At 73.8% G+C, this 14707-nt stretch carries 12 protein-coding genes; 9 read left to right on the top strand and 3 right to left on the bottom strand.

The genetic code is table 11. The annotated features are described in order from the left end of the window. Positions 1 to 21 precede the first annotated feature (21 nt). Complete coding sequence (gene ileS, locus ACFW1A_RS15250; protein ID WP_380409071.1) at positions 22 to 3168, bottom strand: isoleucine--tRNA ligase; 3147 nt, start codon at positions 3166 to 3168, stop codon at positions 22 to 24. A gap of 597 nt (positions 3169 to 3765) precedes the next feature. Between ileS and ACFW1A_RS15245 the strand changes: the two genes are divergently transcribed. The 5 genes from ACFW1A_RS15245 to ACFW1A_RS15225 all read left to right on the top strand — a co-directional run bounded on the left by ACFW1A_RS15245 (position 3766) and on the right by ACFW1A_RS15225 (position 7099). After that, positions 3766 to 4287, top strand: a complete 522-nt coding sequence (locus ACFW1A_RS15245) for a TraR/DksA family transcriptional regulator (RefSeq protein WP_380409069.1) — start codon at positions 3766 to 3768, stop codon at positions 4285 to 4287. 65 nt (positions 4288 to 4352) lie between these two features. Then, positions 4353 to 5075, top strand: coding sequence for a signal peptidase II (lspA, locus tag ACFW1A_RS15240; RefSeq protein WP_380409067.1), 723 nt, complete (start codon positions 4353 to 4355; stop codon positions 5073 to 5075). A 49-nt stretch (positions 5076 to 5124) separates the two neighbouring features. Further along, positions 5125 to 6063: an RluA family pseudouridine synthase gene (locus ACFW1A_RS15235; RefSeq protein ID WP_380409065.1), complete on the top strand. Its 939-nt coding sequence runs from the start codon at positions 5125 to 5127 to the stop codon at positions 6061 to 6063. Positions 6064 to 6074: 11 nt separating this feature from the next. After that, complete coding sequence (locus tag ACFW1A_RS15230) at positions 6075 to 6527, top strand: GNAT family N-acetyltransferase (protein ID WP_380409062.1); 453 nt, start codon at positions 6075 to 6077, stop codon at positions 6525 to 6527. A gap of 92 nt (positions 6528 to 6619) precedes the next feature. Beyond that, the gene (locus ACFW1A_RS15225) at positions 6620 to 7099 is read left to right on the top strand and encodes an LURP-one-related/scramblase family protein (RefSeq protein ID WP_380409059.1); all 480 of its coding nucleotides are present in this window, start codon (positions 6620 to 6622) and stop codon (positions 7097 to 7099) included. On the opposite strand, the gene ACFW1A_RS15220 is transcribed toward ACFW1A_RS15225, so the two are convergent. Then, positions 7096 to 8097 (bottom strand): mechanosensitive ion channel family protein, encoded by a 1002-nt coding sequence (locus ACFW1A_RS15220; RefSeq protein ID WP_380409057.1) that lies wholly within the window; start codon positions 8095 to 8097, stop codon positions 7096 to 7098. The two genes, ACFW1A_RS15225 and ACFW1A_RS15220, sit on opposite strands and share 4 nt — an antisense overlap. A 124-nt stretch (positions 8098 to 8221) precedes the next feature. Here ACFW1A_RS15220 and ACFW1A_RS15215 point away from each other — a divergent pair, with 124 nt between their 5' ends. The 4 genes from ACFW1A_RS15215 to ACFW1A_RS15200 are packed head-to-tail and all read left to right on the top strand — an operon-like array spanning position 8222 to position 13860. Continuing rightward, positions 8222 to 9625, top strand: coding sequence for a helix-turn-helix domain-containing protein (locus ACFW1A_RS15215; protein ID WP_380409055.1), 1404 nt, complete (start codon positions 8222 to 8224; stop codon positions 9623 to 9625). A 35-nt stretch (positions 9626 to 9660) separates the two neighbouring features. Beyond that, positions 9661 to 12363 carry an alpha/beta fold hydrolase gene (locus ACFW1A_RS15210; protein WP_380409053.1) on the top strand — a complete coding sequence of 901 codons (2703 nt, stop codon included), beginning with the start codon at positions 9661 to 9663 and terminating at the stop codon, positions 12361 to 12363. After that, a complete protein-coding gene (locus ACFW1A_RS15205) occupies positions 12360 to 13214 on the top strand; it encodes an ABC transporter permease (protein ID WP_380409051.1) in 855 nt (284 codons plus the stop codon). Before ACFW1A_RS15210 ends, ACFW1A_RS15205 begins: the two co-directional genes overlap by 4 nt. Before the next feature lie 58 nt (positions 13215 to 13272). Then, the gene (locus tag ACFW1A_RS15200; protein WP_380409049.1) at positions 13273 to 13860 is read left to right on the top strand and encodes a dienelactone hydrolase family protein; all 588 of its coding nucleotides are present in this window, start codon (positions 13273 to 13275) and stop codon (positions 13858 to 13860) included. A 7-nt stretch (positions 13861 to 13867) separates the two neighbouring features. On the opposite strand, the gene ACFW1A_RS15195 is transcribed toward ACFW1A_RS15200, so the two are convergent. After that, positions 13868 to 14632 (bottom strand): hypothetical protein, encoded by a 765-nt coding sequence (locus ACFW1A_RS15195; protein WP_380409047.1) that lies wholly within the window; start codon positions 14630 to 14632, stop codon positions 13868 to 13870. Between the last annotated feature and the right edge of the window lie 75 nt (positions 14633 to 14707).

Here is a 14707-nt window from a genome sequence, read left to right as displayed (position 1 = left end):
GGGCCGGGCCCCGGGTCGGACTCAGGCCTTGCGGAGCTGGAAGGTCAGACCGGCACCCTCGTCGGTGAAGGTCTCCGACTCCCAGTCGGCCGGGCCCTGGGCGAAGTCGGTGGCCAGCACCTCGTCGGCGACCAGCGCGCCGTGCTCGGTGACGGCGGCCACCGTCTCCTCGGTCGCGGACTGCCAGCGGAGCACGATCCGGTCCGCCACGTCGAGGCCGGAGTTCTTCCGGGCCTCCTGGATCTGGCGGATCGCGTCGCGGGCGATGCCGAGCAGCTTGAGCTCGGGGGTGATCGCCAGGTCCAGCGCCACGGTGGCGCCGGACTCGTTGGCCACCGCCCAGCCCTCGCGCGGGGTCTCGGTGATGACCACCTCGTCGGGGGAGAGGGTCACGGTCTCCCCGTCGAGCTGCACCGAGGTCCGGCCCGAGGCCCGCAGCTCGGCGGCGAGCTGCGCGGCGTCGGCCGCGGCCACCGCCTTGGCCACCTCCTGCACGCCCTTGCCGAACCGCTTGCCGAGCGCGCGGAAGTTCGCCTTGGCGGTGGTGTCCACCAGCGAACCGCCGACCTGCGCGAGCGACTCCAGCGCGGCGACGTTGAGCTCCTCGGCGATCTGCGCCCGCAGGTCGGCCGGCAGCTCCTCCCAGCCCTGGGCCGCGATCAGCGCGCGGGAGAGCGGCTGGCGGGTCTTCACCCCGGACTCGGCGCGGGTGGCCCGGCCGAGCTCGACCAGCCGGCGCACCAGCGCCATGTGCCGGGACAGCGCCGGGTCGATCAGCGCCTCGTCCGCCACCGGCCAGGACGCCAGGTGCACCGAGACCGGCGCCGCGGGGTCGACCGGGACGACCAGGTCCTGCCAGACCCGCTCGGTGATGAACGGGGTGAGCGGGGCCATCAGCCGGGTCACCGTCTCCAGCGCCTCGTGCAGGGTGGCCAGCGCCGCCGCGTCGCCCTGCCAGAACCGGCGGCGGCCGCGCCGCACGTACCAGTTGGACAGGTCGTCGACGAAGCCGGAGAGCAGCTTGCCGGCCCGCTGGGTGTCGTAGTCCTCCAGCGCCGCGTCGGTCTCCTTGACCAGCTGGTGCAGCTCGGAGAGCACCCAGCGGTCCAGCTGCGGCCGGTCGGCGGGCGCCGGGTCGGAAGCGCTCGGCGCCCAGCCGGCGGTCCGGGCGTACAGCGCCTGGAAGGCGACGGTGTTCCAGTAGGTCAGCAGGGTCTTGCGGACCACCTCCTGGATGGTGCCGTGGCCGACCCGGCGGGCCGACCAGGGCGAGCCGCCGGCCGCCATGAACCAGCGCACCGCGTCGGCGCCGTGCTGGTCCATCAGCGGGATCGGCTGCAGGATGTTGCCCAGGTGCTTGGACATCTTGCGGCCGTCCTCGGCCAGGATGTGGCCCAGGCAGACGACGTTCTCGTAGGAGGACTTGTCGAAGACCAGGGTGCCGACCGCCATCAGCGTGTAGAACCAGCCGCGGGTCTGGTCGATCGCCTCGGAGATGAACTGCGCAGGGTAGCGCTTCTCGAACAGCTCCTTGTTCTGGTACGGGTAGCCGTACTGGGCGAACGGCATCGAGCCCGAGTCGTACCAGGCGTCGATCACCTCGGGCACCCGGGTGGCGGTGCCGGCGCACTGCGGGCAGGCGAAGGTGACCTCGTCGATGAACGGGCGGTGCGGGTCGAGCGCGCTCTGGTCGGTGCCGGTCAGCTCGCCCAGCTCGGCCAGCGAGCCGACGCAGGTGAGGTGGTCCTCCTCGCAGCGCCAGATCGGCAGCGGGGTGCCCCAGTACCGGTTGCGGGACAGCGCCCAGTCGATGTTGTTGTTCAGCCAGTCGCCGAAGCGGCCGTGCTTGACCGTCTCCGGGTACCAGTTGGTGGCCTCGTTCTCCCGGATCATCGCGTCCTTGACGGCGGTGGTCCGGATGTACCAGGACGGCTGCGCGTAGTAGAGCAGCGCGGTGTGGCAGCGCCAGCAGTGCGGGTAGCTGTGCTCGTAGGGGAGGTGACGGAACAGCAGGTCACGGGCCGACAGGTCGGCGACCAGCGCCTCGTCGGCCTTCTTGAAGAAGACCCCGCCGACCAGCGGGACGTCGGCGGCGAAGGTGCCGTCCGCCTCGACCGGGTTGACCACCGGCAGGCCGTACTTGCGGCAGGTCGCCAGGTCGTCGGCGCCGAAGGCCGGGGCCTGGTGGACGATGCCGGTGCCGTCCTCGGTGGTCACGTAGTCGGCGTTGAGCACGTAGTGCGCGTCCGGACCCCCCTCGACAGGAGGAATGGCGACCAGCTCGAACGGGCGCCGGTAGGCCCAGCGCTCCATCTCGGCACCGGTGAAGGACTCGCCGGTCGGCTCCCAGCCCTCGCCGAGCGCCTTGGCGAGCAGCGGCTCGGCCACCACCAGCTGCTCGGTGCCGTCGGTGGCGACCACGTAGGTCACCTCCGGGTGCACCGCGGCGGCGGTGTTGGAGACCAGGGTCCACGGGGTGGTGGTCCACACCAGCAGCGCGGCCCGGCCGGCCAGCGGGCCGCTGGTGAGCGGGAACTTCACGAACACCGAGGGGTCGACCACGGTCTCGTAGCCCTGGGCCAGCTCGTGGTCGGACAGGCCGGTGCCGCAGCGCGGGCACCAGGGCGCCACCCGGTGGTCCTGGACCAGCAGGCCCTTCTCGAAGATCTGCTTCAGCGACCACCAGACCGACTGGATGTAGGACGGGTCCATGGTCCGGTAGGCCTGGTCCAGGTCGACCCAGTAGCCCATCCGCTCGGTGAGCTTCACGAACTCGTCGGTGTGCCGGGTCACCGACTCGCGGCACTTGGCGTTGAACTCGGCGATGCCGTACTTCTCGATCTCCGGCTTGCCGGAGAAGCCCAGCTCCTTCTCCACCGCGAGCTCCACCGGCAGGCCGTGGCAGTCCCAGCCGGCCTTGCGGGCCACGTGGTAGCCCTTCATGGTGCGGTAGCGCGGGAAGACGTCCTTGAAGACGCGGGCCTCGATGTGGTGCGCGCCCGGCATGCCGTTGGCGGTCGGCGGGCCCTCGTAGAAGACCCACTCGGGACGGCCCTCGGACTGCTCCAGGCTGCGCCGGAACACCTTCTGGTCGCGCCAGAAGTCGAGGATGCCGTGCTCCAGGGCGGGCAGGTCGACCTGGGCGGGGACGGGGTTGTACGTGGTCACTGCGCCTCCGGCGGATGCGTGGACGGGCATTCCGACGGAGGGACGAGGCAGCGTGCGCCCCGCGGTACCACCCTCCTTGGCCGCCGCGTACCGCCGACGGCCCACTCCTTGGGTTTGCGGCCGGGTCTACTGGGCCCGAGGGGGCCGTTCTTCCGGCGGCTCCGGGGTGATCTTCCCGCCGCGCACACCCCCGGGCTCGCACCGTCCCCGGGTCGCTCGTGGCTGCGTACGTCGGTACTCGTCCCATCTGCGCCTTGCCGGCCCAGTCTATAGGGCCCGCGCAACCGGATTGGGCCAGCCGCGCGGGCGCCCGAGGTCAGCGGGGGTTAGCCGCTGGTGATCTGGGCACAACCCTGTCACTGCCCGGCCGTCGGAGTCGCCGACGGCTGCCCGAGTGGGATCGCCGATGGGCATCGGTATGTCCCGTTGTGACCGGATTCGATCAGGATTATCGTTCCGGCACCAGTGGCCGACGGGAACCGTCGGCCGGAGTCATTCGTAGATGGGGTCGAAGCCATGGCTGAGAAGGCATCGGGCACGGGAACCGCCACCAGGCGGGTCCGGAAGGCCGTGGCAGGCGACCAAGGGGAGGGTTCCGTGACCACGACACGGCGGAAGACCAGCACCACCACCGGGCGGGGTGCGGCCACCAGCCGTAACCACACCCCGGCCGGCAGCGGCGCGCGCGCCACTGCCCAGGTGGCCGGTGCGGAGTCGGTGGACCCGGCCGAGCTGCCGGTCCGCCAGGGGGAGGAGCCGTGGACGGCGGCCGAGGTCGCCGAGGTGCACGCCGAGCTGAACAGCGAGCTGGTCCGGCTGCGGGAGGAGATCGAGGCCGCCGAGGCCGCGCTCACCGGCCTGATGCGGGACTCCAACGACGGCGCCGGGGACGACCAGGTGGACGCCGGCACCAAGAACATCAACCGGGAGAGCGAGCTCGCGCTCGCCAACAACGCCCGGGACATGCTGGACCAGACCGAGCGCGCGCTGGCCCGGCTGGAGGGCGTCGGCTTCGGCGACTGCGAGTCCTGCGGGCAGGCGGTCGGCAAGGCCCGGCTGCAGGCCTTCCCGCGCGCCACCCTCTGCGTCTCCTGCAAGGCGAAGCAGGAGCGCCGCTGAGGCTGCCGCCCCGGGGCCGCCGCCGGCGGGGGAGCCGCGGCGGTCCGGGGCCCGGGGTCGAGCCGGTGCGGGCCACGCGTGCCGTACCCTCGACCCCGTACCATCGGCCCCCTTTTTCGGCAGCGGAGCGGATCATCACTACCTCAGGTTCTCCCCAGACCCAGGACGAGCCCACCGGGCCCGTCGAGGCCGAGCTGCCCGACGCCCCGGCGGCCGCCGCCGAAGCGGCCGGTCCGGACGAACCGGTCGAGGAGACCGGCGGGTCCAGCGCCGTCACGGGCGGCAAGGCGGGCGGGCGCCGCCGCCGGCTCGGCGTGCTCTTCACCGTCGCGCTGCTGGCCTACCTGATCGACCTCGGCAGCAAGCTGCTGGTGGTCGCCAAGCTGGAGGGCCGCTCGCCGATCCGGATCATCGGTGACGTGATGACGCTCCAGGTGATCCGCAACCCCGGCGCCGCCTTCGGCATGGGCCAGACCCTGACCATCGTCTTCACCCTGATCGCGGCCGCCGTGATCGTGGTGATCTGGCGGATCTCGCGCCGGCTCTACAGCCTGCCCTGGGCGATCGCCCTGGGCCTGCTGCTGGGCGGGGCGCTGGGCAACCTGACCGACCGCCTGTTCCGGGCCCCCGGCGTGCTGCGCGGGCACGTGGTGGACTTCATCTCGGTCCAGCACTTCGCGGTCTTCAACCTGGCCGACTCGGCGATCGTCTGCGGCGGCGTGCTGGTGGTGCTGCTCTCCTTCCGCGGCAGCAACCCGGACGGCTCCACCCACCGCACCGCGGCCTGAGCCCCGCGCCCGGCCGGGAGCCCGCGCCCGGTGCGGCATACTCGTACGGGTGAGTACCGCAGCGCAGATCCGCACGCTTCCCGTTCCGGACGGCCTCGAGGGCGAGCGTCTCGACGCCGCCCTCGCCCGCATGTTCGGCTTCTCCCGGACGAAGGCCGCCGAGTTGGCCGCCGAGGGCAAGGTCCGGATCGACGGCACCACGGTCGGGAAGTCCGAGCGGGTCACCGCCGGCGCCTGGCTGGAGGTCGAGATGCCGGCCCCCGCCGCCCCGGTCCAGGTGGTGCCGCAGCACGTCGAGGGCATGCGGATCGTCCACGACGACCAGGACATCGTGCTGGTGGACAAGCCGGTCGGGGTGGCCGCCCACCCCTCCCCGGGCTGGACCGGGCCGACCGTGATCGGCCACCTGGCCGCCGCCGGCTACCGGATCTCCACCTCAGGCGCGGCCGAGCGCCAGGGCATCGTGCACCGGCTGGACGTCGGCACCTCCGGGCTGATGGTGGTGGCCAAGTCCGAGCGCGCCTACACCGACCTCAAGCGGCAGTTCCACGACCGGATCACCGAGAAGCGCTACCACACCCTGGTGCAGGGCCACCCGGACCCGATGAGCGGCACGGTGGACGCGCCGATCGGCCGCCACCCCAGCTCCGACTGGAAGTGGGCGGTGACCCGGGACGGCAAGCCCTCGGTCACCCACTACGACCTGATCGAGGCCTACCGGGCCGCCTCGCTGCTGGCGATCAAGCTGGAGACCGGCCGCACCCACCAGATCCGGGTGCACATGTCGGCGCTGCGCCACCCCTGCGTGGGCGACCTGACCTACGGCGCCGACCCGACGCTGGCCAAGCGGCTGGGCCTGACCCGGCAGTGGCTGCACGCGGTCTCGCTGGGCTTCGAGCACCCCGCCGACGGCGAGTGGGTGGAGTTCTCCAGCGAGTACCCGGACGACCTGCGCGCGGCGCTGGACGCCATCGCGGCCGAGAGCTGACGGGGGCCCGGGTGGAGATCAGGGTCGCCGCCGCGGAGGCCGACCTGGCGCTGGCCAGGCAGGTCCGCCGCGAGGTCTTCGTGGTCGAGCAGGAGATCCCGGAGGAGCTGGAGTACGACGCGCTCGACGCCACCTCCACGCACCTGCTGGCCGTCGCCGCCGACGGCGCGCCGCTCGGCACCGCCCGGCTGATCAGCGGTGCCGAGGCGTACGGACTCACCGGGGTGGCCGACCGGGTGCTGCTCGGCCGGCTCGCGGTGGTCAAGGCCGCCCGCGGCACCGGCCTGGGCGCGGCCCTGGTGCGCGCGGTGGAGCAGGCCGGCCGCGAGCGCGGCGCCAAGGAGTGCGAGCTGCACGCCCAGGTGCAGGCGCTCGGCTTCTACGAGCGGCTCGGCTACGCCGCCGAGGGTCCGGTCTACGACGACGCCGGGATCCCGCACCGGACCATGGTCCGCACCCTCTGAGCCGTACCCCCGTTCGGGCCCGGCGGCGCTGCCACTACGCTCTGGGGCGGCACGAGCCACCGACCCGGACGGGGGACCTGATGCGCTACCTGGTGCGCGACCGCATATTCGCCTTCCACGAAGAGGCCTGGATCGAGACCGAGCACCGGGAGAAGGTCTACCGGGTCAACAAGAAGCTGCTGCGGCTGCGCAGCACCTTCCACTTCGTGGACCCCGACGGGAACGTCGCCGCCTCCATCGTGCGCAAGGCCCTGACGATCCACCACACGATCCTGATCAAGCACCAGGGCGAGCACATCGCCAAGATCAGCAAGCGGATGTTCTCGTTCTTCGGCGACCGGTTCAAGGTCAAGCTGGCGGACGGGCGGCGGCTGAAGATCGTCGGCAACTACTGGGACCGCGAGTTCGACATCCAGCACGACGGCACCACGCTGGCGCACATCTCGCGGCGCTGGTTCAGCCTGCGCGACACCTGGGCGGTGGACGTGCTGACCCAGCAGGACGCCACCCTGCTGCTGGTGCTGGCGGTCTGCGTGGACCACACGCTGGAGGACCTGCGCGAGGAGCGCTAGGTCCCGTCGGTGCGGATCCGGGGCAGCGCCTCGGGGTGCTCGGTGCGCAGGTAGGCGATCAGGTCCTCGCGGACCGTGGCGCGCAGTTCGAAGGTCTCCTCCGGGCTGCGCGCGGTCATGGTGGCGCGCACCACGATGGTGCTCGGGGTGGCGTCCACCACCCACAGCGCCCACTCCTGGCCGTCCCAGTGGCTGCTGGCGGCCAGCGTCCCGCGCAGCCGCTCGCGCAGCGCGGGCACCGGGGTGGCGTGGTCGAGGTGGAGCAGCACCGAGGCGAGCAGGCCCGGGTCCCGCCGGGTCCAGTTCTCGAACGGCTTGCTGACGAAGTAGGAGACCGGCACGATCAGCCGCCGGTAGTCCCACAGCCGCACCACCAGGTAGGAGAGGGTGATCTCCTCCACGGTGCCCTGCTGGCCCTCCACCACCACGGTGTCGCCGATCCGCACGGTGTCGCTGAACGCGATCTGCAGGCCGGCGAAGAAGTTGCCCAGGGTGCCCTGGGCGGCCACGCCGGCCACGATGCCGATGATGCCGGCCGAGGCGAGCAGGCTGGCGCCGATGGTCCGGGCCGCGGTGAAGGTCAGCAACATCACCGCCACGGTGACCACCGCGATCAGCGCACCGACCACCCGGCGCAGCATGCCCAGCTGGGTGCGCACCCGCTGCAGCCGGGCCGGGTCCCCGGCGGTGGTCTCGTAGCGCAGCAGCACCGCCTCCAGGGCGGCGGCGGTGATCCGGACCACCAGCCAGCCGGTGGCCGCGATGGCGGCCAGCAGCAGGGCGTGCCGCAGGTCGGGGTCGTCCACCAGGTGGGGTGCGGCGAGCAGCAGCCAGAAGCCCACCACCAGCTGGAGCGGGACCCGGCAGCGGCGCAGCGACGCCCAGAGCGGCGAGCGGGGGTGCCGGGCGGCGGCCCGCTGCAGGGACCGGTCCACCAGCCACCCGATGGCCAGGGTGACCGCGGCGACCGGGAGCAGGGTCAGCAGGAGCCGGAGCACACGGTCACGATACGCCGCCGAAGTGGACAAACCGTCCCATTGCTGACCCGGTGTCAGGCGGGCACCGCCGACCACCGGCGGGCGCTACGGTTGCCGGGATCAGCAGCTGTCCCTGGAGGCGCAGATGGCGACCGAGACCACCGACCCGGCCGACAGACCCGGGCCCGCACCGGACCCCGCCGCGGAGCCGGTCGGCCGCCGGCTGCTCCGGCTGCGGACCGAGCGCGGGCTGACCCAGCGCGCGGTGGCCGAGCCCGCGTACACCGCCGCGTACGTCTCCACCGTGGAGGCCGGCAAGGCCCGCCCGTCCGAGGCGGCGCTGCGGCACTTCGCCGAGCGGCTGGGGGTCAGCGCGCGGGAGCTGGCCACCGGCCGGTCCGAGCGGCTGGCCGGCGAGCTGCGGCTGCGACTGACCGACGCCCGGCAGCTGCTCAGCGCCGGCGAGCCGGCCCGGGCGGCCGAGCGGTACGCCGCGCTGGCCCGCGAGGCGCAGCAGGCGGAGCTGCCCGCCGAGCAGGCCGCCGCGCTGACCGGGCTCGGTGACTGCGCGTTGGAGGCCGGGGAGCTGGACCGGGCGGCCGAGGTGTTCCAGCAGGCCGAACTGCTGCTGGTGGGCCACCCGCTGCCGCAGCGGGTGCCGGCGATCCGCGGGCGGGCGGTGGCGCACCTGCTCGCCGGGGACCTGCGGTACTCCTGCTACCTGCTGGAGTCGGCGATCGACCGGCTGAACGCGACCGGGCTCTCCGACCCGGCGGCGCTGGTGCTGCTCTACTCCACGGTGATCGCGCCCTACCTGGACCTCGGCGCGCCGGCCCGGGCGGCGCGCGCCGCCGAGCTGGCCCTGGCGCTGGCCCCGCAGGTGGACGACCCGGCGCTGGTGGCCCGGATGCACCGCGGCGTGGCGCGCACCCTGCTGGCCGAGGGGCGCCCGGCGGAGGCCGACGCCTCGCTGGTCCGGGCCCAGGAGATGTACCAGCAGCTGGGCCTGCGCACCGAATTGGCGCACTGCCACTGGATGCGCGGCTACCTGAGCGCCCAGGAGGGGGACGCCGCGCAGGCCGAGCGCGAGCTGCGCACCGCCCGCGAGCTGCTGGCCCGCCCGCGCGGCTCGCTGTACACGGCGCAGTTGGACGTCGAACTGGCCGACGTGCTGCGCCGCCGCGGCCACGGCGAGGAGGCGGCCGCACTGCTGGCCCGGCTGCCGGAGACCGTCGGCCCGGTGCACCGCGCGGCCGCGCACCGGCTGCGCGGCCTGATGGCGCAGGACGCGGCGGACCCGGCGGCCGCCGAGGCCGAGTACCGGTCGGCGCTCGCGCTGCTGGAGCCGACCGGCGCCACCGGCGACCTGGCCGACCTGTGCCGGCTGCTCGGCGACCTGCTGCGCCGCACCGGCCGTCCCGAGGAGGCGCTGGACACCTACCGGCTGGGCCTCACCCACCTCACCACCAGGGGCACCACCACGCTGGGCCCGCCGCCGACCGATCCGCCGGGGGTGGACGCCCAGTCCGCTCCCAGCCGGGATGGTTAGGATCACTTCCCGTGGAGCTGCGGGGACGGATCAGGATGACGCGGCGTCGGGTGCTGGCCCTCGGGCTGGCGCTGGCGGCGGTGGTCGGCATCGGCGGGGCCGCGGTCGCGCTCGGCGGTGAGCAACCGGTCCGGGTGGAGAGCCGCTTCCTCAGCATGCCCGAGGCGCCGGGCAGCAGTGCCACGGTGTCGATCGACACCTCCTTCTTCACCACCGGCAGCTCGCCGCGCCCCGCCGTGCTGCTCGCGCACGGCTTCGGCGGCAGCAAGGCGGACGAGGTCGGCGAGGCCGAGAAGCTCGCCCGGTCCGGCTACGCGGTGCTCACCTGGTCGGCGCGCGGGTTCGGCAGGTCCACCGGCCGGATCGGGCTGAACGCGCAGGACGGCGAGGTGCAGGACGTCAAGCACCTGGTGGACTGGCTGGCGCAGCGGCCCGAGGTGCAGCTGAACGGTCCCGGGGACCCGAACGTCGGGATCACCGGTGCCTCGTACGGCGGCGCGATCTCGCTGCTGGCGGCCGCCGCCGACCCGCGGATCAAGGCGATCGCCCCGGTGATCACCTGGTGGGACCTCTCCCAGGCGCTCTTCCCGCAGGGCGTGCAGGGCGCGTCGGCACCCGACGGGGTGTTCAAGAAGCTGTGGGCCGGGATCTTCTTCACCGCGGGTGCCGGCGGTGACCTGACCGCCTCCACCACCGGCAAGCCCGCCAAGGGCGACCAGCCGGCCGGCCCGCCCGGCTGCGGCCGGTTCACCGACGAACTCTGCGCCATGTACAACCGGGTCGCCACCGCCGGCCGGCCGGACGCGGACGCCGTCGCGCTGCTGGAGAAGTCGAGCCCGTCGACCTTCGCGTCGGCCATCAAGGTGCCCACCCTGGTGGTGCAGGGCCAGCAGGACTCGCTCTTCCCGCTCGACCAGGGCGACCGGATGGCCAGGGCGATCGCCGCCAACGGCGCCCCCGTCAAGGTGGACTGGTTCGCCGGCGGGCACGACGGCGGGACCGAGACCAGTGACCGGGTCGACGGCCGGGTCACCGCCTGGTTCGACCACTACCTGAAGAAGAACGGCGCCGACACCGGACCGGTCTTCCGGGTCACCCGCACCGGCGGCGTGGACTCCACCGGCTTCCAGGCCGTGCTGCGCGGCGCCGACGCCGACCGGTACCCGGGCCTGGGCGGCACCGAGACCCGCCAGGTGGAGCTGACCGGCAGTCAGCAGACCGTCGCCAACCCGCCCGGCGGCGCACCGCCCGCGATCTCCACCGTGCCCGGCCTGGGCGCCCTGGCCCAGGCCTCGCAGTTGGGGCTCGGCCTCTCGCTCGACTTCCCCGGGCAGTCCGCCACCTTCGACTCGGCCCCGCTGGCGAGCGGGCTCCAGCTGACGGGCAGTGCGACGGTCCCGCTCACGGTGAGCTCCGACCAGTCGGACGCGGTGCTCTTCGCCAAGCTCTACGACCTGGGCCCGGACGGCAAGCAGGTGCTGCCCCAGCAACTGGCCGCCCCGCTGCGGATCAGCGGGAGCGGAACCGTGGCGCTGCCCGCCGTCGACCACGCCTTCCCGGCCGGCCACCGGCTGCGCCTGGTGCTCTCCGCCACCGACCTGGCCTACGCCTCGCCGGCCGCGCCCGCCACCTACCGGGTGGCCGTGGCCGGTCCGCTGACCGTGCCGGTCGTCCCCGGCCTGCACACCGAGGCCACCCCGCTGCCGGCCCGCACCTGGGTGCTGCCGCTGGTCGCGCTGGCGGCCGCCGCCCTGCTGCTGCTCACCGCCCGGCGCCGGCGCGCGGTGCCGCCGCCGGATCCCGCGCTGGCCGAGGTCCCGCTGCTGATCACCGGGCTGAGCAAGCGGTACAAGGGGGCCACCGACCGGTACGCGGTGCGCGACCTGTCGTTCCGGGTGGAACCGGGCCAGGTGCTCGGCCTGCTCGGCCCCAACGGCGCGGGCAAGACCACCACGCTGCGGATGCTGATGGGCCTGATCCGCCCGGACGAGGGCGAGATCCGGATCTTCGGCCACGCCGTCCGCGCCGGTGCCCCGGTGCTCTCCCGGGTCGGCGCCTTCGTCGAGGGGGCCGGCTTCCTGCCGCACCTGACCGGGCGGGCCAACCTGGACCTGTACTGGCGCTCCACCGGCCGCCCCGCCGAGGACGCCCACCTGGCCGAGGCGCTGGAGATCGCCGACCTCGGCGAGGCGCTGGACCGGGCGGTGCGCACCTACTCGCAGGGCATGCGGCAGCGCCTGGCGATCGCCCAGGCCATGCTCGGCCTGCCCGACCTGCTGATCCTGGACGAGCCGACCAACGGTCTGGACCCGCCGCAGATCCGCGAGATGCGCGAGGTGATGATCCGTTACGCGGCCGCCGGGCGGACCGTCATCGTCTCCAGCCACCTGCTGGCCGAGGTGGAGCAGAGCTGCACCCACCTGGTGGTGATGGACCGCGGGCGGCTGGTCACCGCGGGCGAGGTGGGGGCGATCGTCGGGGCCGGCGAGCTGCTGCTGGTCGGCACCCCGGCCGGGTACGGGGCGGCGGAGCTGGCCACGGCGGCCGAGAAGACCGCCGGGCTGGCCGGGGTCGGCGAGGTCGAGGTGGTCGGGCACGGGCTGCTGGTCCGGCTGGACGGCCTGACGGCCACCGAGCTGATCGCCGAACTGGTCCGCCTCGGCGTGCCGGTGGAGCGGGCCGGCCCGCACCGTCGGCTGGAGGACGCGTTCCTGTCACTGATCGGAGGAGGCTCGTGACCGCGGTCCTGGACGACCGGGCGGCCGGCTACCGCCCGCAGCACACGCTGCCGCTGCGGGTGGAGGCGCTGCGCCAGCTGCGCCGCCGGCGCACCCTGGTGATCTTCGCGGTGCTGGTCGCGCTGCCGTTCATCGTGCTGGCCGCCTTCCAGATCGGCGGCACGCCCGGCCGGGCGGACCGCACCACCTTCATCGAGCTGGCCACCGCCTCCGGGCCCAACTTCGCGGCCACCCTGCTCTTCATGGGCACCGGGTTCCTGCTGGTGATCCCGGTGGCGCTGTTCTGCGGGGACACGGTGGCCTCCGAGGCCGGCTGGTCCTCGCTGCGCTACCTGCTGGCGGCGCCGGTGCCCCGGGCCCGGCTGCTCTGGCGCAAGCTGGTGGTCGGGCTGCTCTTCTCGGCGGCGGCGATCACCGTGCTGCCGCTGGTCGGGCTCGGGGTGGGCACGGCGGCCTACGGGTGGGGCGACCTCAAGCTGCCCACCGGGGGCTCACTGTCGGCGACCGAGGCACTGCCGCGGCTGGCGATCGCGGTGGCCTTCGTGATCCTCGGCGAGACGGTGGTGGCGGCGCTCGCCTTCTTCCTCTCCACGGCCACCGACGCCCCGCTGGGTGCGGTGGGCGGGGCGGTCTTCCTCTCCATCATCACCGGGGTGCTGGACGCGATCACCGCGCTGGGCGGCCTGCGCGAGTGGCTGCCGGCGCACTGGCAGTACGCCTGGGCCGACGCGCTCCAGCCGCAGTTGGAGTGGGGCGGCATGATCCAGGGGGCCTCGCTGTCGCTGTCGTACGCGGTGGTGCTGCTGGCGCTGGCGTTCCGGCGGTTCGGGCGCAAGGACATCGTGTCCTGATCGCGCGGTGGGGGAGGATGGACCCCGTACCAGCCCTCGAACGACGTTCGGAGAACCCGTGGCCCAGATCCTCCTGCTCCACTCCGCGTACGGCCTGCGCCCCGCCGTGCACCAGGCCGCCGACCGGTTGCGGGCGGCCGGGCACGGGGTGAGCGTGCCCGACCTGTACGACGGGCGGACCTTCGAGGACGTCGAGGAGGGCATGGCGTACAAGGAGGAGCTCGGCTCCGAGGAGCTGCTGCGCCGGGCGGTCACCGCGGCGGCGCCGCTGCTCGCCGACGGCACCCGGCTGGTCTACGCGGGCTTCTCGCTGGGCGCCTCGCTGGCCCAGAACCTGGCGCTGGCCGACGAGCACGCGCTCGGCCTGCTCCTGCTGCACGGCACCTCGGACATCCGCGAGGACGCGCAGACCGAGCTGCAGGTGCAGCTGCACCTGGCCGACCCGGACCCGTTCGAGCCGGAGGACTGGCAGAACGCCTGGTACCTGGGCATGCGCAAGGCCGGTGCCGAGGTGGAGGTGCACCGCTACCGCGGCGCCGGCCACCTGTACACCGACCCGGAGCTGCCCGACTACGACGCCGAGGCGGCCGAGCGGACCTGGGCGGTCGCGCTCGACTTCCTCGACGAGGTGGCGCAGGCCGGCTGACGGCCCGTCAGCCGCGCGGCGGATATCCTCCCCCAGCCTCCGGCCGGGGGTGCCCCCATGGCGACTGGCCCGGCGGCTGCGCGGGCGGCGGCGGGGTGGGGCCGCCGAAGCCCGGGCCGGCCGGCGGCTGCGGCTGGCCGAAGCCCGGTGCGGCCGGCGGGGCCGCGGGCGCCGCGCCGAAGGCGGGCGGGCCGAACGGCGGCTGACCCGCCATCGGCTGGCCGGGCACCGGCTGGCCGGGCTGCGGCGGGACCGGGGCGAAGCCGCCGCCGAAGGTGCTCGGCGCGCTGCTGCGGGTGGCCAGGACCACGAGGGCGAAGACCAGGCTCAGCACCAGCTGCGCCAGGATGTCCAGGTTGAGCCACAGGACCGGCGTGGCGGGCTTGGCGAAGGCGTCCCAGCCGCCGCCGTCCATGGTGAACAGTCGCACCAGGTAGGTGAGTTCGCCGTACGCGCCGAGCATCAGCAGCATCGTGCCGCCGGTCCGGACCCAGCCCCTGCCGCTGAACGCCGCGATGATCATCACCAGCAGGGCCACGGTGATCGCGGTGTCCTCCGGGTAGAAGCTCACCGACTCCTGGACGAACGGACCGGTGCTGAAGCCGAGCGCGGTCTTGAGGTAGTCGGCGCCGGCCCGGTTGAGGTCGAAGACGAGGATGCCGACCGTCAGCAGCAGGTGCAGGACCAGCAGCACCGCCAGCCCGGGCAGGGCGGCGGGCCGCCGCCCGTCGTGTGCCGGTGCGAAGCCCTGGACCGGCGGACTGTAGCTCATCGTCTCCCCCTTGTGGCGGCGCGGGCCGTGGTGGTTCCACAGCGGTTCGCCCGGTGAGACTAGCGCGCCCGGGGC

The sequence above is a fragment of the Kitasatospora sp. NPDC058965 genome, from assembly GCF_042741245.1.
Taxonomy (GTDB): domain Bacteria; phylum Actinomycetota; class Actinomycetes; order Streptomycetales; family Streptomycetaceae; genus Kitasatospora.
Note: the sequence above shows the minus strand (reverse complement) of the source record. Positions and strands in the feature narration are given on the sequence as shown.